Genomic DNA, 20,710 nt, shown 5'->3' with positions numbered 1-20,710 from the left:
ACTCTGTTGATCCAACACATTGTTGAGAAAAACCAGCAATGCAAAATATGTTTAATTTTCGGAGCTCATCATGAAACCATCCATCCGCATTATCGCCGCCATCGTTCTGGCACTTCCACTTGGCTTCAACACCAGCGCGGCACTGGCCGCAGACACCGGGCACAGTCACGGCCCTGAAGTTCACGGCACGCTCGAAATGAACCACGGCCAGCAATGGGAAACCGATGCCCCCTTGCGCCAGGGCATGGGAAATCTGCACAAAATTGTCTCCAATGGCCTGGATGGCGCACACGCCAATACGCTGCAACCGGATGACTACAAAAATATGTCTGGCAAAATCAACCAGCAATTTGCATATATTGTCGAAAACTGCAAACTAGAGCCGCAGGCCGATGCGCAACTGCACGTTTTACTGGCTGGCATGATGCAGGGGGTCGAGGTCATGGAGGGCAAGGTTTCAGGGTCTCAGCCCGAGCAAGGCCTGGTAAAAATGGCTCAATCGCTAAATGAATATGGAAAATACTTTAATCACCCAAATTGGCAGCACTTTGATGTTTCTCATTAATCCCTTTAACTTGAAACTGAAATAAGGCCAAAAGACATGTACCCGTGCGCAATACGGGTACATCCGTCACGCATGACAATCATAGCCTCTTTCTAAAGAAATAAAACAATGCTATTATTTCTGTAGAAATGGAGAGAACTCATGATCACCGCCACCCAAAATCTCGCAGCCAAGCCGGATCCAGCCACGGTGCTTACCAAGGCTGTGGCTCGTGCAGCGACACGGCTTGAGGTCTCTCACCGCCTGCTTGCCAAGGTGCTCGGCGTTAGCGCCCCCACCATCACACGCCTCTACAACGGCACATACAAGCTGGACGATCGTCGCAAAGAATGGGAGCTCGCCTTATTGTTTGTACGCGTATTCCGGTCACTCAATTCCATCGTGGGCGACGAAGACACCGCACGCAAATGGCTTAACAGCAATAACCACGGGCTTAATGGTCGCCCAATCGATCTCATCCACCAAACAGAAGGGCTGGTTCGTGTCGTTCACTACCTGGACGCCTCCCGCGGTCTCGCCTGAGGCATTTGCCTGGCGCGGCTGGGCCTGGCGCATAGTCGAATCGCAACACATCGCGGCCACCATGAAACTGGTCGACGATCGCGACGAGCAAGATCTGCTCGAGTCCCTGCTCGAATCAAGCAAACCCGTGCAACCCAAAGAAACCGCAGGGCTGCACTACTTGCTGGCCACTCCCTTTAGATATACGCCAAAAAGGTCAGGCTCCAGGTTTCGTGCCGCCACTGACCCGGGTGTTTTTTACGGTGCACAATCTGTGCAAACAGCAGGGGCCGAACTAGGCTACTGGCGCTGGAAATTTCTGCAGGATGCGACCGATCTCGAACGCCTTGACCCCGTGGCACATACTGCTTTCCGGGTAGACATAGACACCCAGGCAGTTGATCTGCAACGCCCGCCATTCGATAAGGACGCCGCCATCTGGCAGCACCCCACAGATTACGGGCCTACACAGCAGTTTGCCCGTGTGGCCCGCCAGGCTCAGGTTGGTGGCATTCTGTACCGATCAGTACGAAGCCCACACCCTTCCTGGTGCCTGGCCTTGCTGACACCCGCAGGCTTTGCTGCACGCCACCCACATGCCCGGCAACAAACCTGGTATTTGGCGGTATCGCCAAAAGAAGTCACACTTCGCAGAGAGTCCGAGTCGATGCAGTTTTCTACTGCCAACTGGTAAAAGGCCCACTAACCAAATTGCACGGTCCAAGATAACAACACCAAGCAACCATCCGCTCTCTTACTCAAGGTGGTCCTGCGCCAGGGCCCAGGCCACATGCTCGCGCACCATCGCACTCTCATGATCCGCACGACGTTGCAAAGCGGCGCGGATCCCGGGGGCCTGTTCGGCATTGGCCTCACGCAAGGCATTGCCTAGCGCCACTGCAATATTGCGCAGCCAACGCTCATGATTGATGCGCCGGATGGGCCCACCTTCGGTGCGCTTCAGAAACGTCTCTTCGTCCCAGGAAAACAAATCCACCAGTTGCTGGCCCACCAATGGCGAGCGCTCATCAAAATCGGGCACCTCGGTGGTTTGCGCGTATTTATTCCAGGGGCAAATGGTCTGGCAGTCGTCGCAGCCAAAGATGTGATTGCCCATCAGCGGACGCAGGTCTTCGGGGATAGGGCCGTGGTTTTCGATGGTGAGATACGAAATGCAGCGGCGCGCATCCACAACCCCTGGGGCGATGATCGCCCCGGTGGGACAGACATCGATGCAGGCCGTGCAGGTGCCGCAGTGGTCGGTAACCGGCTCGGTGGGTTCAAGTGCAAAATCCACAAAGATTTCGCCCAGGAAGAACATCGATCCGCCCTCGCGCGACAGCACCATCGAATGCTTGCCCCGCCAGCCCTGACCACTGCGACTGGCCAGTTCCTTTTCAAGGACAGGCGCCGAATCCGAAAACACGCGATAGCCAAACGGCCCCACCAGGGTTTCGATGCGGTCACACAGTTTGCGCAGCCGTCCGCGCACCACTTTGTGATAATCCCGCCCACGGGCGTACAGCGACACCACGCCCTCAGTGGGCTGGTCCAGCCGGGCGCGTTCGAGGGCTTGCCAATCGGGAGAGGTGCTGCGCGGCAAATAGGGCATGCGCGCCGTGATGACGCTGACCGTGCCGGGCACGAGCTCGGCGGGGCGCGCACGCATAAGGCCGTGTTTTTCCATGTAGTGCAGGTTGCCGTGGTAGCCTTGGGCCAACCACTGCAGCAAGCGTGGCTCGGCTGACGACAGATCCACCCCCGAGACACCGATCCGGGAAAAACCCAGCTCTTGCGCCCAGGCCTGTATTTGCTGCATCCATTGACGACGGTCATCCATCACCGGATTATAGTGGCCGCCCTGCCAATGCTAAGATTCCGACCCACCCTCTTTTTCTGGTCACTCCCGTGAACGCGCGTCAACTGATCGGTCTTGTGCTGCTTACCCTGATGTGGGGCCTGAACTGGCCGGTGATGAAACTGGGGCTGCGCGAATGGAGCCCCCTGTGGTTTCGCGCCATCACCATGGGTGGCGGTGCGCTGGTGTTGCTGCTGTACTACTGGCGCCAGGGCTTGCCGCTGTTGCCTCGCGGCGCTGCGCAATGGCGCAGCGTCATCGTGCTGGGGCTGCCCAATGTGCTGGGCTGGCATGGTCTGTCAATCATCGGTGTCGACCATCTGCCTGCGGGGCGTGCGGCGATTCTGGGCTTTACGATGCCGGTTTTTACCGTGCTGCTGGCCGTGCTGTTTTACGGCGAGCGCTTTACTGCCCGGCTGGCGTTGGCGGTCACGGCGGTACTGATTGCCATTGCGCTTTTGCTCTGGCACGAGGTTCATGCCCTGGCGGGCAGCCCGGTGGGGATCGTCTGGATGCAAGGTGCCGCATTTTGCTGGGCATTGGGTACTGTGTGGATGCAAAGAGCCCGCCTGAACCTGGCCCCTGAAACCCTGGTGATCTGGATGCTGGGCTTGTCATCGATTGCCTTGCTGCTGTTAGCATGGACAATAGAACCTGCACCACAGTGGCATTTCAGCTCTACCACTGCCGGTGTGTTGCTGTGGTCGATATTGCTTAATTACGGCGCTGCTCAGGTGATCTGGTTTGCCATGGCCCGCGCCTTGCCGGCCTCTACCAGCGCCATGAGCATCACGGCCGTGCCGATTGTCGGCATCCTGGGCAGCATGCTGATTGGCGAATGGCCCAGCTGGCAAGATGGCTTGGCCATTGTCTGTGTGGTGATTGCCATCAGCGCAGTTCTGTTGCGACGCCCTTGACGGAGGCCTTCCATGTCAGATTACGACACTCAGCGGCCAGACCCGCTGTCCATTATTCCAACAAACGCCCCGCCCGCCCAGTTGTTTGTGGTGCTGCATGGCGAGGCGGCCGACCCGGCTCAGGTTTTGCAACTGGTCGCGGCTTTGCGCCAGGCGTTTCCCTCATCGGCCATCATCCAGCCTTACGGGCCGTTTGGGACAACCGAAAAGCGCCGCTGGATTGCCAGCAGCACACCAACCGCACACCAATACGTCGAGCTGATTGCCCAGGCGGGCGCGTCCCTGGCCCAAGAGATCACAAACTGGCAGCAACAGCACGGCGTCAGCGGCGAGCAAACTGCAGTGGTGGGCTTCTCGGAAGGGGCCGCCGTGGCACTGGAGGCTGTCTCTACCGTGCCTCGCCTGGCCGGACGGGCATTGCTGTTTTCAACCCGGTTTGCTTCCTTGCCCGAAAGCATCCCACATACGGTGACGCTGCATCTGCTGCATGGCGCCGCCGATACCATTGCCCCAGCCAGCCAAGCCCACCAGGTGCACGCACGGTTGGCCGAGCTCGAGGGCGACGTCACCCTGGATATTGCCTCTAACGTAGGCCACGAGCTGCACGCAGCCCTGATCCACCAGGCGGTGGTACGCCTGCAAACCTGCATCCCGCTGCGCAGCTGGGAAGACGCTCAGGGTGCGCCCGATCTGCGCATTGATGAATACAGCGCCAACGCCCCCGAGGATGTGGGCGATCCGCCCCCCAAGACCTTGCATTAAGGGCAAGCGCCCACGTGGCTAGCCCAGGGCAGTGTCCAGAAACAGCATCACGGCAAATCCAGCCATCAAACCCACGGTTGCAACGGTTTCATGGCCGTTGCGGTGCGTCTCGGGGATGACCTCGTGCGACACCACGAAAATCATGGCACCCGCGGCAATCCCCAGGCTGATGGGGTATGCAATGGGCAAGCCGCTGGCGATGCCAACGCCCATCAGCGCACCCAGGGGCTCCATCAGGCCTGAAGCCACGGCCACAGCCACCGCAATGCCCGGACGCAAACCGATTGCACGCAAGGCCAGCGCCACCGCCAGACCCTCGGGAATATCCTGAATCGCGATGGCAGAGGTTAAGGGCAAACCCACCGAGAGGTCGCCCTGCGCAAAACCCACGCCAATGGCCATGCCTTCGGGCAGGTTGTGCAAAATAATGGCCAGAACAAACAGCCAGACGCCGCTGATACGATCAGTGGCAGGGCCATGAGAGCCTGTGGTTTCGTGACGATGCGGGGTAAAGTAATCCAGCCCCAGCATCAACAGCACACCCAAGCCCAGGCCCAACACCACAATGGCGGCAGCACCACTGGCACTGGCCAACAGATTCTGGGCCGCGGCCAGGCCGGGCAAAATCAGCGAAAAAGAAGCCGCTGCCAGCATCATCCCGGCAGCAAAGCCCAGCATGCCATCCTGCGCACGATCGTCCACCCGGTGCAGCGCCAGCGCCAGCAAGGCACCCAGCGCAGTGGCCCCAAAGCCTGCCGTGCCCCCCACCAGGGCATACATCAGGTAATCCCGATTGTGGCCCGCAAAGGATTGGATCCCGCTATCCAGCAGCAACCACGCAATGGCCAGCAACGCCACCAACAGGCCTATTGCAGGCCCCTTGTGCAATGCAATCTGCTGGCGCCAGGATAGTAACCAAGCGCCCATCAGCAATTGCCTGCCTGGATTGCCAGCAACATCAGGGGGGCGATATCGGCACTCATGTCTTGTCTCGGAAAACATCAAACGCCCAGTTTAATACCCTGTCCTTATAGTGTCATACCGATCCGTGCATAGCACAGGCCGGGGAAGCTATGACACAATGCACCAGACCCCCAGACTTTGGAGACAGCATGAAACGCGACACCATCGCCGTGCACGGCGGCTTTGCGGGCGACCCCGAAACCCATTCGGTGGCTGTGCCTATTTACCAAACCACCAGCTATTACTTTGACGACACGCAGCATGGTGCCGATCTGTTTGATCTCAAGGTACCCGGCAATATTTATACGCGCATCCAGAACCCCACCACTGACGTCCTCGAAAACCGGGTCGCCCAACTGGAGGGCGGCGCTGCAGGTCTGGCATTTGCCTCGGGCATGGCAGCCATTACGGCCTGCGTGCTTACCGTGGCCAAGGCCGGCGACAACATCATTGCCACCAGCCAGGTATATGGCGGCACCTACACCTTCTTGCGCCACACGCTTAAAGACCTTGGCATCGAGGCCCGCCTGGTGGATGGTCGCGACCCCGACGCCTTTGCCAAGGCAATCGACGACCGCACCCGCCTGGTGTACTGCGAATCAGTGGGCAATCCAGCAGGCAATGTGGTTGATATCTCAGCCCTGGCCAAGATCGCACACGCCAAAGGCATCCCTCTGGCGGTAGACAACACCGTACCCACCCCCGCCCTGTGCCGTCCTATCGAACACGGCGCCGACATTGTCATCCACGCGCTCACCAAATACCTGGGCGGCCATGGCACCAGCATCGGCGGCATCCTGATCGACGCCGGCACGTTTCCCTGGAAAAACAACCCACGGTTTGCACAATTCAACCAGCCAGAGCCCGCCTACCACGGCGTGGTGTATGCCGATGATTTCGCCGCCGTACCGTTTGCCGGCCGGGCACGTACCGTGGCCTTGCGCAACACCGGCGGGGCGATTTCGCCATTTAATGCGTTCCTGATTTTGCAGGGTATCGAAACCCTGGGCTTGCGCATGGAGCGCCACTGCTCAAACGCCCTGACGCTGGCTCAACATCTCAAGCAGCATCCCAAGGTGGGCTGGGTCAATTTTGCCGGCCTCAAAGACAACCCCGATTACGCGCTGGCGCAAAAGTACATCGATGGCGGAATTCCATCCTCGTTGTTCAGTTTTGGCGTCAAGGGCGGGATCGAGGCCTGCACCCGGTTCATGGACAAGCTGCAGCTGATCAAGCGCCTGGTAAATATCGGCGACGCCAAAACCCTGGCATGCCACCCTGCCACTACCACACACCGCCAACTGAACGAAGAAGAGCTTAAAACGGCCGGCGTCAGCACCGACCTCGTTCGTCTGTGCGTGGGCATCGAACACATTGACGACCTGATCGCCGATGTCAACCAGGCACTGGATGCCGCATAACCGGTAAACTGCAGGTTTACGGCTGCCCGCACGTCAGCGGGCAGCCATCCATGCCCTGGGATACGCCCGCATGAACCGCAACCTGCTGCTCCTCGCTTTCTGTCAGGGGCTGTTTTTAATCAATAACGTCACTTTCATTGCCATCAACGGTCTGGTGGGGCTGGCGCTTGCGCCCTTCCCCTGGATGGCAACCCTGCCCATCATGGCGTACGTGGTGGGTGGAGCCATGGCCGCCCCCCTGGTTGCCCGCACGCAAAGCCGGTTTGGCCGTCGGGGCTCGTTTCAGATTGGTCTGGTGGTGGCGTTGGGCTCTGCCCTGCTGGCAGCAGTGGCTGCGCAAAACGACTCATTCTGGCTGTTGATCCTGGCCACTGTGGTGGCGGGCTATTACAACGCCAATGGCCAGCTGTACCGCTTTGCCGCCACCGAGCTCACCCACCCGGCCTGGCACGAAAAGGCCGTCTCGCTGGTGCTGGCCGGTGGCCTGCTGGGCGGCATCGTCGGGCCCAATCTGGCCAACTGGACACGCGCGGCGCTGTCCGTGCCCTTTGTGGGGGCCTACCTGGCCCTGTCCGTGGTGGCACTGCTGTCGATGGGCGTGATGGCCCTGATCAAGTTTCCACCCGAACCCGCCCACACGCGGCAGATGGCCAAAGGCCGGCCCATGGGCCAGATCATGCGCCAACCCGTATTTTTTGTGGCTACCCTGGCTGCAGCCATCAGCTACGGGGTCATGAATCTCCTGATGGCTGCCACGCCGCTTGTGATGGATGTCCACCAATTTCAGTTTGGGCATATTGCCATGGTGCTCGAGTGGCACGTCATCGGCATGTACGCTCCAGGGTTTTTCACCGGACACTTGATCCGCCGCTTTGGCGTGCTTGAAGTCATGGGCGCCGGCGTTCTGGTGATGGTTGCCTGCGTGGTCGTGGCGCTCTCGGGCACCACCATGGCGCACTTCATGGCCGCCCTTATTTTGCTGGGCGTGGGCTGGAACTTCCTGTTTACCGGCAGCACCACGCTGGCCATCCGCGGCTACCGCCCCGAAGAAAAAGACCGCGCCCAGGGAGCCCTCAATTTCTGGGTATTCATCACCATGGCTGTTACCTCGTTTACCTCGGGCGCCGTGGCCACCACCAGTGGGTGGGCCTGGCTGAACATCGGCGCCCTGCCCTGCCTGCTGCTGGTGGCTCTGGCCCTGGCCTGGCTCTGGCTGCACGACCGCCGTCAGCTAGCGCCGCAAACCTGATGCGTGGCTGTCGCGGATCTCGTCCGTGCGCAGCCAGCCGGTGAGGCTCCAGCGAGTGGCCAGGGCGGGCAATACCTGGTGCGGCATCACACCACTGACAAACACTGCCAGCCGGCCAGCCAAGGGGGCAAACCGGGCAATCTCGGTGTCTGGGTCGTAAGGGTTGTACAGGCACAGCTCGCCGCCGTTTGCGGCATCCCAGCCAGGATTCAGATACAGCACGATAGACACCTTGCGATGATCACTGCCGCGATGCTGGTCGATGTGCTTTTGATAGCCGGCACCACTGTCGTAACGCGCAAAGTGAAACTCCTGGCTGCGCAAGCCCATATCAAATTGCTGATTCAGCACTGCGCGAAACTGGGCCATCCAGGCAAAAAACGGATGCCCCGCCAGCACCGAACCCGGGGGTACCCAGCAGATGGCATCGCCCCGAATCCGCGGCTGGCGTGTGTCATGCTGGCTGCGGCCGATTTCGCCGCCCGAGAACTCGCCCGCCTGCCATAACTGCTGTCCCGAAGACAGCAGCGTCTCTTGCCAATCCGTGGCAATGGCGTTATCAACCACCGCCCAGCCCTGCTGGTTCAGCAGGCGGATGATGTCATCATAATCATGCATGGACAAACTCAAGGATCAAGGCAAAAAGAGAAAACTATTCTAGCCTGAGAGCCGGCCAGCCAAAGCTTGCCCGCGCTGTGCCCGATGACGATAAGAGGGATGAACTTAGCGCTGGAGATACGGGTGCACCACCCAGCCTTAAGGCTGTACCGGAGACGTGACGCTTGCAGGGAATTCACGCTTCTTGTGCAGCGCAGGCAGATTTCTGCCCTTTAGCAGCAGGTTCCAGTAGAACCACGGCAAGAAGCTGCGCTTGAGCCACCAGTAAAAACGGCGCGGCACCCGGGGATCCAGCGGCAGGCTGGGTGTGACAACACCACCGTATGTGAATTCGGCCAGCAGCACCTTGCCAACCGAGGTGGTAAGCGGACAAGCGGCGTAGCCATCGTAGGATTCCGAGGGCTCCTGGCCATCCAGTGCGCGGGTCACGTTGCGAATCAATACCGGGGCCTGGCTTTTGATGGCTGCAGCAGTTTTGCTATTGGGCGTCGAGGTGCAATCGCCCAACCCAAACACATTGGGGTACTGATTGTGACGCAGCGTGCTCTTGTCGACATCCAGCCAGCCGGCGTCGTTGGCTAATGGGCTTTTGCGGATAAAGTCTGGTGCGCCTTGGGGTGGCACCACATGCAGAATGTCGTAGGCCACTTCTTCACGCACCGTCTGGTCGTTTTGCGTGGATTCAAACACGGCAATGCGCTCTGCTCCCCGCACTTCGACCAGCCGGCTGCCGTAATGGGCCTGCGCATCGTAAGCATCCAGAATCCGGGCAAGCGGCGCTGCATAATGCGCGACACCAAAAATGGACGGGCCGCCACTGCGAAACTGCAGGCTTTCCGCACGAACACCTTGCTGGCGGAAACGATCGGCGGCCAGATACAAGGCTTTTTGGGGGGCACCAGGGCATTTCACCGGGCCGGCCGGTTGCGTGAAGATCGCCGTTCCGCCACTAAAGTTGCGCACCAGCTCCCAGGTATAGGGCGCCAGATCATAACGATAGTTGCTGGTGACGCCGTCTTTTCCCAGCGCGGATTCCAGGCCCTTGATTTCACCCCAGTTCAGCTGGATCCCTGCCGCGACAATCAGGATGTCGTAGGCCACCGAGCGGCCGTCTGCCAGGCCAACCCGTTGTGCATCCGGGTCGAAGACGCTTGCGGCACTCTTGATGAGCTGCACGCCACGAGGCACGCAACGTGCCAATGGACGACGGGTGCGTTCGGCTTGATATGAGCCACCCCCCACCAGCGTCCAGGCGGGTTGATAATCGTGATGGGGTGCCGGATCGATAATCGCAATATCCAGGTTTGGCCGATGACGTTTCAGGCCTGCGGCAACGGCAATACCGCCCGTGCCCGCACCGATAATTACGACGGTATGTTTCTCAGGAGAAGTGGTTTCCACGTTGGCCTCGTTGATGAAAATAAGCGCTGCCGTCAATATCCACGGCGTAAATCAATATTCTATGGACAGAAACTGTGGCAGGAAAACACAATTAGGTGATACCTATATATCCTTCAGGCAGCCACCGTCCGCGCAAGCGAAACAATCCCCACCAGCAGCAATACAGTCGTGATGATCTGCTTCAGGGTACGTTCGTTGAGGCGCACGGCAATATGCACACCCAGCCAGGTACCCGGGATGGCCCCTGCCAGCAGCGCACCCAGAAGGGCGTAGTCCACGCTGCCGTTTAATGCATGGCCGGCACCCGCCACGGCAGTCACCAGCACGGCGTGCACGAGATCACTGCTCATCAGGCGCAAACTGCTGTACTGCGGGTAAAGCAGCAACAGCAGCGCCATGCCGACCACCCCCGCACCCACAGAAGTCAGCCCCACCAGAACGCCGATCAGTACGCCTGTCAGGACAGTCAGTGTGCGCTGACGCCCGATGGAAGCATGATCCCCCTGCTGCACATCACTGCGCGGATGTGGAAACAGACGCCCCCGCATCAGCGTGAAGAGTGCCGTCAGAATGATGGCCACCGAAAGCACCACCTGGACAAGCCAGGCCAGTTGCTGAGGCCCCAACAGCGTGTGGGCAAGGCTGACGGTCAGTGCCGTGGCGGGCAGGCTGCCCAGGGACAACAACCCCACCAACGGCCACAGGATCTCCCGGCGCAACGCCAGCAAGGTGGCAGCAAAGCCCTTGCTGAGCGTGGCGTACAGCAAGTCGGTGCCAACGGCGACAGTGGGCGGGACGCCAAACAACCAGATAAGGCCCGGCGTCATGAGCGAGCCGCCGCCCACACCGGTTGCTCCGACGGCGAAGCCCACGACCGCGCCCAAAAGGATGAAAGCGGAGACCACTTGGGTTCAGCGATAGCGGATGGTGGGTCGGCGCTTCTGGGCGATCACGATGCCGGCACGCACCACGTAGTCCCCAAAGTGCTCGTCTTTGTTACGTTCCTGGGCAAAGCGTCCAAAGACGTCATCCAGAACACTCAGAATCTCGGCTTCGTCGACATTCTCGCGGCAGAGTGTGTTCAGGCGCTCGCCCACGTGGTCGGCGCCGATACGCAAGTCATACTTGCCAATCGCCCGCCCAACCAGGCCGATCTCGCCCATATAGGGGCGCGAGCAGCCGTTTGGGCAGCCCGAAAGACGGAAGTGGATGGGTTCGTCAAGAAGCCCATGCCGATCGAGCAACACTTCGAGCTTATCCAGGATCTCCGGCAGATAGCGCTCGGACTCGGCCATGGCCAGCCCGCAGGTTGGCAGCCCCACGCAGGCCAGGGCATGCAGGCGCAGTGCGCTTCTGGCACGCCGATAGTCATCCAGCCCGTACTGGCTGACCAGCGCATCGATGGCAGCACGCGACTCGGGCGCCACGTTGGCAAGGATCAGGTTCTGATCGCAAGTCATGCGGATCTCGCCCTGGTGGATGCGGGCGATTTCGCGCATCCCTGTCTGGCGCGCATGATCTGCCACGTCGAAAATACGACCACTGGGGATTTGCAGCGTCAGGTGCCAGCGGCCATCATCGCCCTCGATCCAGCCATAGCGATCTCCGTTGTGCTCGAAATGATAGGGGCGCGGCGGCTCGATCTTGAAGCTCAGGCGCGACTGCAGCTCATCGTGAAACCACTGCAGGCCGCGGTCATTGATGGTGTATTTCAGGCGCGCATGCTTGCGCTCGCTTCGATCGCCAAAATCTCGCTGCACAGCCACTGCATGCCAGCAAGTTTCCAGCAGGTGATCCGGCGTGACAAAACCGATCAGGTCGGCAAGCGACGGATAGGTTTTGGGGTCACCCGCTGTGGCGCCCATGCTGCCCCCCGGCGCCAGATTGAAGCCCGCCAGCTGGTCATTTTCATCCAGGATAGCGATCAGGCCAAAATCCTGGGCAAAGACGTCGATATCGTTGTAGGGCGGGATGGCGATGCCAAACTTGAACTTGCGTGGCAGATAGGCAGGCCCAAGCAAAGGTTCCTCGTCGCCTGCCCCGTCGCTGGTCTCCTGGCGGCGGTCGATCCACAGTTCCTGGTAGGCCGTGGTATGCGGCTTGACGTGCTCCATGATCTTCTGCGCCCAGTCGTAGATCTCGGCATGGCTGGAGGACAGCTGCGGATTGACCGAGCAGATAACGTTACGCACATCATCGCCACAAGCAGCCAGCGTAGACAGGCCTGCTGCGTTGATGCCACCGATCATGTCCCGCAGATTCTCCTTGCGGATCTCGTGAAACTGAAAGGTTTGACGCGTGGTGATACGCAGGCCACCCTTGGTATAGCGGCTGGCCAGATCATCCAGTGCAAGCCACTGCTGGGGCGTCAGCACGCCGCCTGGCAGGCGCACGCGCACCATGAAGCCGTAATCGGGCTCCAGCTTCTGGCGCCGGCGTTCGTCGCGCACATCGCGATTGTCCTGTTGGTAGCTGCCGTGAAATTTGAGCAGCTTGGTATCCGGTTCGCTGATGGAGCCCGTGGTGGGGTCGGCCAGCCCGCGGGCGATGGTGCCGCGCAGGAACCGGCTGTCGGCCTTGATGTGTTCCAGCGCAGAGAGTGCGGCCGATTCGCTTGCTTGTGTCATGAAAATCCTGTTTCGTAAGAGGTGTGGAGCGTCAATCAGCGCCACGGGTCAGGGTGTCATCCAGGCGCTCAGTACACGTCGCGCACATAACGCCCTTCGGTCAGAAGGCCTTGCAGCCATGCCGTGGCGGCTTCGCGCGATTGATGGCCGTGTTCGATGGCAAGCTCAATCAGGGCGGCGTGAACATCGGGAGCCATGTGATCTGCATCACCACAGACGTACAGGTGGGCACCACCCTGCAGCCAAGCCCAGACCTCGGCACCCTGCTCGTGCAGCCGGTGCTGCACATAGACCTTTTCAGCCTGATCGCGTGAAAAGGCGACATCAAGCCGTGTCAGGACGCCCTCCTTGCGAGCCTGCAACCATTCAACCTGGTAGAGAAAATCGCTGTGCCGATGGGTATTGCCAAAAAACAGCCAGTTGCGGCCTGAGGCCGCTGCCGTCCGACGCTGCTGCAGGAACGCGCGAAATGGCGCCACCCCTGTGCCCGGTCCAATCATGATGATGTCCTGCGCCGGATCCTGCGGCAGGCGAAAGCGCTCATTGGGCTCGATGAACACAGACACCTGATCGCCTTCTTTCAAGGCGCACAGATGGTGGCTGCCCACGCCCCATCGCGCCTGCCCATCGTGTTCGAAGTCAACATGCGCCACCGTGATGTGCACTTCGTCGTCCACCTGATCCTGGCTGCTGGCGATGGAATACAGACGCGGTGCCAGTGGCCGAAGCGCAGCCACCAGCGCCTGTGCGTCCCACTGCGCCGGGTATGCCTGCAGCAGGTCGATCAACTGCCAGTTCTTGAGCAACTGCGCCAGCTGCCCCTTCGCATCCGGTTGCAACAGTGCAAGCAGCCCGGCATCACCACTGAGTTCAGCATGCGCGGCGATAAAGGGCCGCGTAAGGATAGTCAGCTCGCGACGATGGCTGAGCCAATCTGACAAGGTCAGGCGCTCATCGCCCTGGACCACTTCCGCCTCCGCAGACAAGCCCAGTTGCGCCAGGATGTTATCCACCAGCTCAGGGGCCTGGGTTGGCCAGATGCCCAGCGCATCGCCCGGCTGATAGCGCAGGCCGCTGCCATCCAATGAGAGTTCAAGGTGGCGCACATCCTTGGCGCTGTCGCTGGCCACAATCGTCTGGCTGGATAGCACCTCGGCAGAAAACGGACGTTCACGGCTCCAGCCCGTTGGCACGGGCCGCAAAAAGGTTACCGGCGCATTGCCTCGTGCGGCAGTAGCCGCCGATGATGCCTGCAGGCGCTCCCGGGCTTGCTGCAGTGCGCGCTGTACCCAGGGGTCGGCAACCGGTTTGATATCGACATCCGCATCCGCCCGATCGAACAGGCGATGCGCGCCGAGTTCAGCCAGCCGCTCATCGATCTGGCGCCCGATGCCGCAGAAATCAGCATAGCTTGAGTCGCCCAAGGCGAGCACTGCGTAATGCAGATCGGGCAGCTTCGGTGCCCGGCGTCCGGCCAAAAACTCGAAAAAGCCACGTGAATCATCGGGCGGCTCAACCGTGTCACCCACGCTGTGCGTGCTGATCACAACGTACAGGAACTGCTCTTTCTTGAGTTCACTGGTGCGGTAGGTATCGGCGCGCACCAGACGCACATTCAAGCCCCCTGCTTCCACGTCAGCCGCCAGTTTCTCGGCAATCCGCTTGGCGTTACCCGTTTGGCTGCCATAGAGAATGGTGACAGCTTGCCCAAGTTCGGGCGAGGCGGCTGCCGATTTGTCCAGCGCCGGAGCAAGCGTCAAGGCACCAGTAGCGGGCCGCAGTTGCGCGGCGGTGCCGGCCAGATAACCAGACAGCCACTGAAGCGCCTGATGATCCAGATCCTGAATCAGTTGGGCGACTGCCTGCACCTTGTCTGGCGGAATCGGCAACATGGTTTGTGCGAATTCGCTCGCTGGTGTCATTTGAAACTCCATTTTGGATAATAAAAACCGTGGTGAATGCGGCGAACCAAAATGATAGACAGATAATATGGATGCAATAAAAGAATGATTCGTAATAAAAAAATAAGTAATAACCTTCTGCTTTCCTTATCGCTATATAAGCGTGCCATCTATTACCCTTGATCTTGGTAATTTATATATTCTGCATAATGGAATAACGAAACAATTGTTTTGTGCCCATAAGGCTATCCGTAGAATTGTTTGATCTGATTACCCCGATTCATGGCAACGCATTGATAATCACAAAACATTTATATTTTGTTTCTGGATATTAACGATCCAAATGATATCGAGTGACTTTCCAGCTGAACAAAACCATATTGAGTCAAATAACGATGAATCTTTTTCCCCTGTTTCTGGATTTACATGACAAGGCGGTGCTGGTCATCGGAGCCGGCCTCGTGGCCGAGCGCAAGATCGAACTACTTTCGCAGGCCGGCGCCCGAATTACAGTGCTTGCACCCGAGGCATGTGCTGCGGTGCGCGCACGCGCCCAGGCTGGGCAGATCACCTGGCACGCCAAGGCCTTCGATCCGGCATGGCTCGACGCCGTCTGGATCGTGGTCGCGGCCACACCCGACCCTGATGTGAATCAGGCTGTGGCGGCCGCAGCAGCGGCACGCCGGATCTGGTGCAATGTGGTTGACGATGCGGCGCTCTCAAGCGCCCAGGTGCCCGCCATCGTAGATCGCTCTCCCGTAACGGTAGCCATTTCCTCGGGCGGCGCGGCACCCATCATCGCCCGGCGTCTGCGCGAACGTCTGGAAGCCCTGACAGAGCCTGCTATCGGCCCTCTGGCTGCATTGGCGCAACGCCACCGGTGCGCGATTCGCGCCGCCTACCCGGATCTCGGCGCCCGCCGCCGCTTCTACGAAGAGCTGCTGGATGGCCCGGTGATGGCCGCACTGCGCCGAAACCGGCCGGAACGCGCAGAGCGCCTGCTGAACGAGGCGCTGCAAGACCAACCAGCCGTTCGCCCCGGACGGGTATTGCTGGTGGGCGCCGGCCCCGGAGATGCGGGCTTACTGACACTACGCGGGTTGCGCGCCCTGAACGAAGCCGATGTCATCCTGTACGACCGGCTGGTCAGCATGGATGTGCTGGCCCTTGCGCGCCGGGATGCACAGCGCATCCTGGTTGGCAAGGCTCCCGGCGGCGATCACGAAAACACCCAGCAACGCATCCATGCCCTGCTTGTGCAGCACGCACGGCAGGGGCGCTGTGTTGTGCGGCTGAAGGGAGGCGACCCGCTGATCTACGGACGTGGCGGCGAGGAGCTGAAACATTTGCGGGCACATGGCATCGCCTACGAGGTGGTGCCGGGCATCACGGCGGCCCTGGCTTGCGCGGCGTATGCAGGCATTCCGCTCACCCACAGGGATCATGCAAGCACACTGGTGCTGGAGGCTGCCCATCATAGACACGGAGCACAGCGCAATGAATCCGCTGCCGCGGGCCGGTCGACCCGGGTGTATTACATGGGGGTAAAAGAGCTGCCCACCTTATCCAGGGATTTGATTGCGCAGGGGCTGAAACACACCACGCCCTGCGCACTGATTGAGAACGGGTCGCGCACCAATCAGCGTGTCCTGCACGGCAATCTGGATGATATTGCCACAGCGGCGCAGCAACAGGCGATCACCTCACCCGCACTGCTTATTGTGGGCGCCGTGGCCGCTTTGGGACGCCAGCTGAGCTGGTTTGGTGAAACGATTGCATCCGAACACAGGGTTGAGGCCGAGATCTACCCGGAGCTGGAGGTGATGGCCGCATGAACCCGCCCGAAGATATCCGCCCGCGGCCCCCGCAGACGGGCACCAACACGACTGAAAACCATCAAACAGAACCCGCGGCCGGCAAGCTGGAGGGCCCTGTCGCCGCCCGCTGGAACGATTTGCTGCTGCTCTTGCAGCAGATTGCAGACACCCATCCGGATGCACTGCTGGCTTCATCCATGGGCGTGGAAGATACGCTGCTTATCCACGGAATGATGCAATTGCCCCACCGGCTGGGTGTCTTCATGCTGGATACCGGAAAGCTGCACGCAGAAACCCTGGCCATGGTCGATACCTTGCAGGCGCGTTATGGCCTGCAAGTGCAAATCATGCATCCCCAGCCCGCAGCGGTCCAGACCTACGTTGATCAGCACGGTGAGTACGCCTTCTACGAAAGCGTGGCGCTGCGCAAGGAATGCTGCACGATTCGCAAGGTCGAGCCGCTGCGCCGCGCAATCGCCGGCCATTCAGCCTGGATCACCGGCCAGCGACGCGAGCAATCCATCACCCGTGTCGATTTGCCCGAGTCTCAATGGGATGAAGCCAACGGCCTGCAGAAATTCAATCCCTTGGCGTCCTGGACGACAGAAGAAGTCTGGGCGGTGGTCCGCGCCCTGGGCGTGCCCTACAACCCGCTGCATGATCGCGGTTATCCGTCGATCGGGTGTGAATGCTGTACGCGCGCCGTACGCCCCGGCGAAGATCCACGCGCAGGGCGCTGGTGGTGGGAGCAACGCCAAAGCCGCGAATGTGGCCTGCACGTTGCACCAGAGGGCGCCGATCACACCCCCACCGTTGTCCCCCGATTTTCCACCCATTTGTCTGAGTAAATCCATGACCACCACTCTTACACTGCAACAGACCCATCTGGACTGGCTCGAATCCGAAGCCATCCACATCTTGCGTGAAGTCGCGGCCGAGTGCGAACGCCCTGTCCTGCTTTTTTCGGGCGGCAAAGACTCTTGCGTCCTGTTGCGACTGGCGGAAAAAGCCTTTCGACCCGGGAAATTTCCCTTTCCACTGCTGCATGTGGATACCGGCCACAATTTCCCTGAAGTCATTACGTTTCGCGATCAATACGTGGCAGACCTGGGAGAGACGCTGGTTGTGCGTCAAGTGGAGGACTCCATCGCACGCGGCACGGTTGTACTGCATCACGAGAACGCCTCACGCAATGCGGCACAGGCAACCACGCTGCTAGAGGCCATTGCCGAATTTCGCTTTGATGCCTGCATTGGCGGCGCACGACGCGACGAAGAAAAAGCGCGGGCCAAAGAGCGCATTTTCTCGTTTCGCGACGAGTTCGGGCAGTGGGATCCCAAGAACCAGCGCCCAGAACTCTGGAACCTATACAACACCCATGTTCATCCGGGCGAAAACATCCGCGTGTTTCCGATTTCGAACTGGACCGAGCTGGACGTCTGGCAGTACATCGAGCGCGAGAAGCTGGCGCTGGCACCGCTGTATTACAGCCACGTACGTGATGTCGTGCGGCGCAACGGTCTGCTTGCACCAGTCACACCACTGACGCCGGCACGCGACGGCGAAAAGGTGGAGTCACTCAAGGTGCGCTTTCGCACAGTGGGCGATATCTCCTGCACCTGCCCCGTGGCATCCACCGCGGCAACCCCCGCCGACATCATCGCCGAAACAGCGGTCACCACCATCACCGAACGCGGCGCGACCCGCATGGACGATCAGGTTTCTGAAGCCTCCATGGAACGACGCAAGAAACGAGGATATTTCTGAAATGGACACTCTCAACCAATACCCGGCCATCGTCCCGGACACGGATGTTCTGCGTTTTGTTACGGCGGGCTCTGTGGATGACGGCAAATCCACCCTGATCGGGCGTCTGCTGCTGGATAGCAAAGGGGTGTATGCCGATCAGTTGAAATCGATCTCAGGCTCACGATATTCACGGGCGCCCGATCAGGCACTGGATCTGGCCTTATTAACCGACGGCCTGGAAGCCGAACGCGAACAGGGTATCACGATCGATGTGGCCTACCGCTACTTTGCAACACCGCGGCGCAAGTTTATTGTGGCAGACGCGCCAGGCCATGAGCAATACACGCGCAATATGGTAACCGGCGCATCCACAGCCGACGCAGCCCTCCTCCTGATTGACGCCACACGGGTTGCAGATGGCCAGCTTCTGGCACAAACCACACGGCACGCCACAGTGGCCCGGCTGCTTGCGCTGCGCCATCTGGTCATTGTGGTGAACAAAATGGACCAGGTAGACTGGAGCCAGGCTGTCTTCACCCGCATTCAGGCCGCTTGCCAGCACCTGGCACAGGCCCTTGGCCTGCCCGCCGTACGCTGCCTTCCTGTATCGGCGCTCACCGGCGACAACGTGGTGTATCCCAGCGCGCACATGCCATGGTACGACGGCCCTGCCCTGCTGCCGCTACTGGAGTCCCTCCCCCTGGATAAACCTGTACAGTCGAGGGCCACACGGTTTTTTGTCCAGTGGGTTATCCGCCACAACGGCAGCACGCAGCAGGCGTTTCGTGGCTACGCGGGGCAACTTCAAGGGGGCAGTTTGCGCCCGGGCGATACGATTCAAGTATGGCCATCTGGTGAAACGGCACAGATTCGCGAGCTCAGATTGGGCAATGTAGTGCTGGAAATCGCACGCACGGGCGACAGCATCACCCTTGTGCTGGATCGGGAGATCGACATCTCCCGCGGTGATCTGATGACGGATGCCCAATCGCAACCGGTCTTGTCACGCGAATTTCAGGCCGATGTGTGCTGGCTGGATCGCCAGGCGCTCAGCCCCATGCGGCGCTATTGGCTCAAGCAGGGATCGCGTCTGACGCAGGCCCGTATCACGGAAGTTATGAGCCGTCGCGATATCGCCGAACTGAAGGACGGACTTTGGCGTGGCACACTGGGGCTGAACGATATCGGGCGGGTGCAGATCCGTACCCGCGACACCCTGGCGCTGGACGAGTATGATCACCAGCCGGCCACCGGAGCCTTCATCCTGATTGATGACGCAAGCCACCAGACAGTTGCCGCGGGGATGATCCGCCTGACAGATCTGCAAGGGGAAAAACCCGATAGCAAATAGGCGTCAGATAGCAGTAAAAAAGGGAAATCAGCTAGTTGACAGCTGATTTCCCTGAATGCTTTGGTGGGTCGTGCGCGGCTCGAACGCGCGACCAACGGATTAAAAGTCCGGTGCTCTACCAACTGAGCTAACGACCCAAAACAAGAACGAGATTTTGACATCTTAAAAAAAAAACGTCAAGCGACGCTGTTTCTGGAGACCTCCCACCATGTCTGATCCACAAGATGTCCCAGCAATGCGGCTTCATATCCTATCCGACCTCCATCTCAGCATGCAGGGCCTGGCACTACCCGAAACCCACGCCGATGTCACCATATTGGCGGGCGACATCGCCCGCCCCCAGGCTGCCATGACATGGGCCGGCCAGATCTCGGGCCCGGTACTGTTTGTGCCGGGCAACCACGAGTTCTATGGGGGCGATATTGTTGGCGTACGGGCCCAGCTGGCCGAGGCGGCTCAACAACACCACATCCAGCTCCTTGATCAACGCGCAGTCGTGATCAACGGCGTGCGGTTTCTGGGCACCACGCTCTGGACGGACTTCGAACTCTTTGGCACCGACCAACGCCAGCAGGCCATGGAAAAAACTGGCCAGTTCATGCGAGACTTTCAAGTGATTCGCAGCGCTGACGACCAACGGTTTACCCCCGAAGACTCCGCCCGCCTGTTTCGCCAGCAATACGACTGGCTGGATCACATGCTCGACGAGCCCTTTGACGGCCCCACAGTGGTGATTACCCATCATGCGCCCAGCCTGCGCAGCGTGCACCCTCGGTTTGAAGATTCTTTGATCAGTGCCGGATTTGTGTCTGATTGCACCGGGCTGATGGGCCGCGCCTGCCTGTGGATACACGGCCATACCCACGACAGCTTTGATTACACCGTCCGGGGAACCCGTGTGGTGTGTAATCCGCGCGGCTATTACCGGGATGGCGTCAATGAAAACCCCGAGTTTGACCCCGGACTTTGCATTGACATCCCGGTAACGGAGTCATCCAGCCCCTAAAACC

The 20,710-nt window shown here is 59.9% G+C and carries 19 protein-coding genes and 1 tRNA gene; 12 read left to right on the top strand and 8 right to left on the bottom strand.

Annotated features, from left to right (window positions below; genetic code table 11):
- Positions 1–70: 70 nt before the first annotated feature.
- The 3 genes from ABS758_RS13675 to ABS758_RS13665 all read left to right on the top strand — a co-directional run bounded on the left by ABS758_RS13675 (position 71) and on the right by ABS758_RS13665 (position 1,760).
- Positions 71–565, top strand: a complete 495-nt coding sequence (locus ABS758_RS13675) for a hypothetical protein (RefSeq protein WP_350383585.1) — start codon at positions 71–73, stop codon at positions 563–565.
- A gap of 141 nt (positions 566–706) precedes the next feature.
- Positions 707–1,087, top strand: a complete 381-nt coding sequence (locus ABS758_RS13670) for an antitoxin Xre/MbcA/ParS toxin-binding domain-containing protein (RefSeq protein WP_350383588.1) — start codon at positions 707–709, stop codon at positions 1,085–1,087.
- Positions 1,047–1,760 carry an RES family NAD+ phosphorylase gene (locus tag ABS758_RS13665; RefSeq protein WP_350383589.1) on the top strand — a complete coding sequence of 238 codons (714 nt, stop codon included), beginning with the start codon at positions 1,047–1,049 and terminating at the stop codon, positions 1,758–1,760. The genes ABS758_RS13670 and ABS758_RS13665 overlap by 41 nt, the downstream gene beginning before the upstream one ends.
- A gap of 60 nt (positions 1,761–1,820) precedes the next feature.
- Here ABS758_RS13665 and queG read toward each other — a convergent pair whose 3' ends face one another.
- Positions 1,821–2,906, bottom strand: coding sequence for a tRNA epoxyqueuosine(34) reductase QueG (gene queG / locus ABS758_RS13660; protein WP_350383591.1), 1,086 nt, complete (start codon positions 2,904–2,906; stop codon positions 1,821–1,823).
- 68 nt (positions 2,907–2,974) lie between these two features.
- Here queG and ABS758_RS13655 point away from each other — a divergent pair, with 68 nt between their 5' ends.
- On the top strand, positions 2,975–3,841 hold the full coding sequence (locus ABS758_RS13655; protein ID WP_350383594.1) for a DMT family transporter: 867 nt from the start codon (positions 2,975–2,977) through the stop codon (positions 3,839–3,841).
- Positions 3,842–3,853: 12 nt separating this feature from the next.
- Positions 3,854–4,603, top strand: coding sequence for an esterase (ypfH, locus tag ABS758_RS13650; protein WP_350383596.1), 750 nt, complete (start codon positions 3,854–3,856; stop codon positions 4,601–4,603).
- Between the two features lie 18 nt (positions 4,604–4,621).
- Here the strand turns inward: ypfH and ABS758_RS13645 are convergent, their stop codons facing one another.
- Complete coding sequence (locus ABS758_RS13645; protein ID WP_350383598.1) at positions 4,622–5,530, bottom strand: ZIP family metal transporter; 909 nt, start codon at positions 5,528–5,530, stop codon at positions 4,622–4,624.
- A 185-nt stretch (positions 5,531–5,715) separates the two neighbouring features.
- On the opposite strand from ABS758_RS13645, the gene ABS758_RS13640 reads away from it, so the two are divergent.
- Complete coding sequence (locus tag ABS758_RS13640; protein WP_350383600.1) at positions 5,716–6,987, top strand: O-acetylhomoserine aminocarboxypropyltransferase/cysteine synthase family protein; 1,272 nt, start codon at positions 5,716–5,718, stop codon at positions 6,985–6,987.
- 70 nt (positions 6,988–7,057) lie between these two features.
- Positions 7,058–8,236 carry an MFS transporter gene (locus tag ABS758_RS13635; RefSeq protein WP_350383602.1) on the top strand — a complete coding sequence of 393 codons (1,179 nt, stop codon included), beginning with the start codon at positions 7,058–7,060 and terminating at the stop codon, positions 8,234–8,236.
- On the opposite strand, the gene ABS758_RS13630 is transcribed toward ABS758_RS13635, so the two are convergent.
- The 5 genes from ABS758_RS13630 to ABS758_RS13610 form a co-directional block, all read right to left on the bottom strand.
- A complete protein-coding gene (locus tag ABS758_RS13630; protein WP_350383604.1) occupies positions 8,219–8,854 on the bottom strand; it encodes a 2OG-Fe(II) oxygenase in 636 nt (211 codons plus the stop codon). The two genes, ABS758_RS13635 and ABS758_RS13630, sit on opposite strands and share 18 nt — an antisense overlap.
- A 138-nt stretch (positions 8,855–8,992) precedes the next feature.
- The gene (locus tag ABS758_RS13625) at positions 8,993–10,255 is read right to left on the bottom strand and encodes an NAD(P)/FAD-dependent oxidoreductase (protein ID WP_350383606.1); all 1,263 of its coding nucleotides are present in this window, start codon (positions 10,253–10,255) and stop codon (positions 8,993–8,995) included.
- A gap of 113 nt (positions 10,256–10,368) precedes the next feature.
- Positions 10,369–11,160 (bottom strand): sulfite exporter TauE/SafE family protein, encoded by a 792-nt coding sequence (locus ABS758_RS13620; RefSeq protein ID WP_350383608.1) that lies wholly within the window; start codon positions 11,158–11,160, stop codon positions 10,369–10,371.
- A gap of 6 nt (positions 11,161–11,166) precedes the next feature.
- A complete protein-coding gene (gene cysI, locus ABS758_RS13615) occupies positions 11,167–12,882 on the bottom strand; it encodes an assimilatory sulfite reductase (NADPH) hemoprotein subunit (RefSeq protein WP_350383609.1) in 1,716 nt (571 codons plus the stop codon).
- 68 nt (positions 12,883–12,950) lie between these two features.
- Positions 12,951–14,804 (bottom strand): assimilatory sulfite reductase (NADPH) flavoprotein subunit, encoded by a 1,854-nt coding sequence (locus ABS758_RS13610; RefSeq protein WP_350383612.1) that lies wholly within the window; start codon positions 14,802–14,804, stop codon positions 12,951–12,953.
- A 374-nt stretch (positions 14,805–15,178) separates the two neighbouring features.
- On the opposite strand from ABS758_RS13610, the gene cysG reads away from it, so the two are divergent.
- From cysG to ABS758_RS13590, 4 genes are read left to right on the top strand one after another with little or no spacing between them, the layout of a single operon-like run.
- Complete coding sequence (cysG, locus tag ABS758_RS13605) at positions 15,179–16,618, top strand: siroheme synthase CysG (RefSeq protein ID WP_350383615.1); 1,440 nt, start codon at positions 15,179–15,181, stop codon at positions 16,616–16,618.
- A complete protein-coding gene (locus tag ABS758_RS13600; RefSeq protein ID WP_350383617.1) occupies positions 16,615–17,448 on the top strand; it encodes a phosphoadenylyl-sulfate reductase in 834 nt (277 codons plus the stop codon). Before cysG ends, ABS758_RS13600 begins: the two co-directional genes overlap by 4 nt.
- A gap of 4 nt (positions 17,449–17,452) precedes the next feature.
- Positions 17,453–18,367, top strand: a complete 915-nt coding sequence (cysD, locus tag ABS758_RS13595) for a sulfate adenylyltransferase subunit CysD (protein ID WP_350383619.1) — start codon at positions 17,453–17,455, stop codon at positions 18,365–18,367.
- Position 18,368: 1 nt separating this feature from the next.
- Positions 18,369–19,700: a sulfate adenylyltransferase subunit 1 gene (locus ABS758_RS13590; RefSeq protein WP_350383622.1), complete on the top strand. Its 1,332-nt coding sequence runs from the start codon at positions 18,369–18,371 to the stop codon at positions 19,698–19,700.
- A gap of 61 nt (positions 19,701–19,761) precedes the next feature.
- Here ABS758_RS13590 and ABS758_RS13585 read toward each other — a convergent pair.
- A tRNA-Lys gene (locus ABS758_RS13585) sits at positions 19,762–19,837 on the bottom strand.
- A gap of 71 nt (positions 19,838–19,908) precedes the next feature.
- On the opposite strand from ABS758_RS13585, the gene ABS758_RS13580 reads away from it, so the two are divergent.
- Complete coding sequence (locus ABS758_RS13580) at positions 19,909–20,706, top strand: metallophosphoesterase (protein WP_350383625.1); 798 nt, start codon at positions 19,909–19,911, stop codon at positions 20,704–20,706.
- Positions 20,707–20,710: the final 4 nt, after the last annotated feature.

The sequence above is a fragment of the Castellaniella sp. FW104-7C03 genome, from assembly GCF_040276085.1.
Taxonomy (GTDB): domain Bacteria; phylum Pseudomonadota; class Gammaproteobacteria; order Burkholderiales; family Burkholderiaceae_B; genus Castellaniella.
This window is presented reverse-complemented; position numbering and strand designations above follow the sequence as displayed.

Coding starts and splice junctions, on each gene's coding strand:
- queG (WP_350383591.1), bottom strand. CDS start 2,906: ATGGATGACCGTCGTCAATGGATGCAGCAAATACAGGCCTGGGCGCAA.
- ABS758_RS13635 (WP_350383602.1), top strand. CDS start 7,058: ATGAACCGCAACCTGCTGCTCCTCGCTTTCTGTCAGGGGCTGTTTTTA.
- ABS758_RS13645 (WP_350383598.1), bottom strand. CDS start 5,530: ATGGGCGCTTGGTTACTATCCTGGCGCCAGCAGATTGCATTGCACAAG.
- ABS758_RS13610 (WP_350383612.1), bottom strand. CDS start 14,804: ATGACACCAGCGAGCGAATTCGCACAAACCATGTTGCCGATTCCGCCA.
- ABS758_RS13630 (WP_350383604.1), bottom strand. CDS start 8,854: ATGCATGATTATGATGACATCATCCGCCTGCTGAACCAGCAGGGCTGG.
- ABS758_RS13675 (WP_350383585.1), top strand. CDS start 71: ATGAAACCATCCATCCGCATTATCGCCGCCATCGTTCTGGCACTTCCA.
- cysG (WP_350383615.1), top strand. CDS start 15,179: ATGAATCTTTTTCCCCTGTTTCTGGATTTACATGACAAGGCGGTGCTG.
- cysD (WP_350383619.1), top strand. CDS start 17,453: ATGACCACCACTCTTACACTGCAACAGACCCATCTGGACTGGCTCGAA.
- ABS758_RS13590 (WP_350383622.1), top strand. CDS start 18,369: ATGGACACTCTCAACCAATACCCGGCCATCGTCCCGGACACGGATGTT.
- ypfH (WP_350383596.1), top strand. CDS start 3,854: ATGTCAGATTACGACACTCAGCGGCCAGACCCGCTGTCCATTATTCCA.
- cysI (WP_350383609.1), bottom strand. CDS start 12,882: ATGACACAAGCAAGCGAATCGGCCGCACTCTCTGCGCTGGAACACATC.
- ABS758_RS13600 (WP_350383617.1), top strand. CDS start 16,615: ATGAACCCGCCCGAAGATATCCGCCCGCGGCCCCCGCAGACGGGCACC.
- ABS758_RS13640 (WP_350383600.1), top strand. CDS start 5,716: ATGAAACGCGACACCATCGCCGTGCACGGCGGCTTTGCGGGCGACCCC.
- ABS758_RS13580 (WP_350383625.1), top strand. CDS start 19,909: ATGTCTGATCCACAAGATGTCCCAGCAATGCGGCTTCATATCCTATCC.
- ABS758_RS13670 (WP_350383588.1), top strand. CDS start 707: ATGATCACCGCCACCCAAAATCTCGCAGCCAAGCCGGATCCAGCCACG.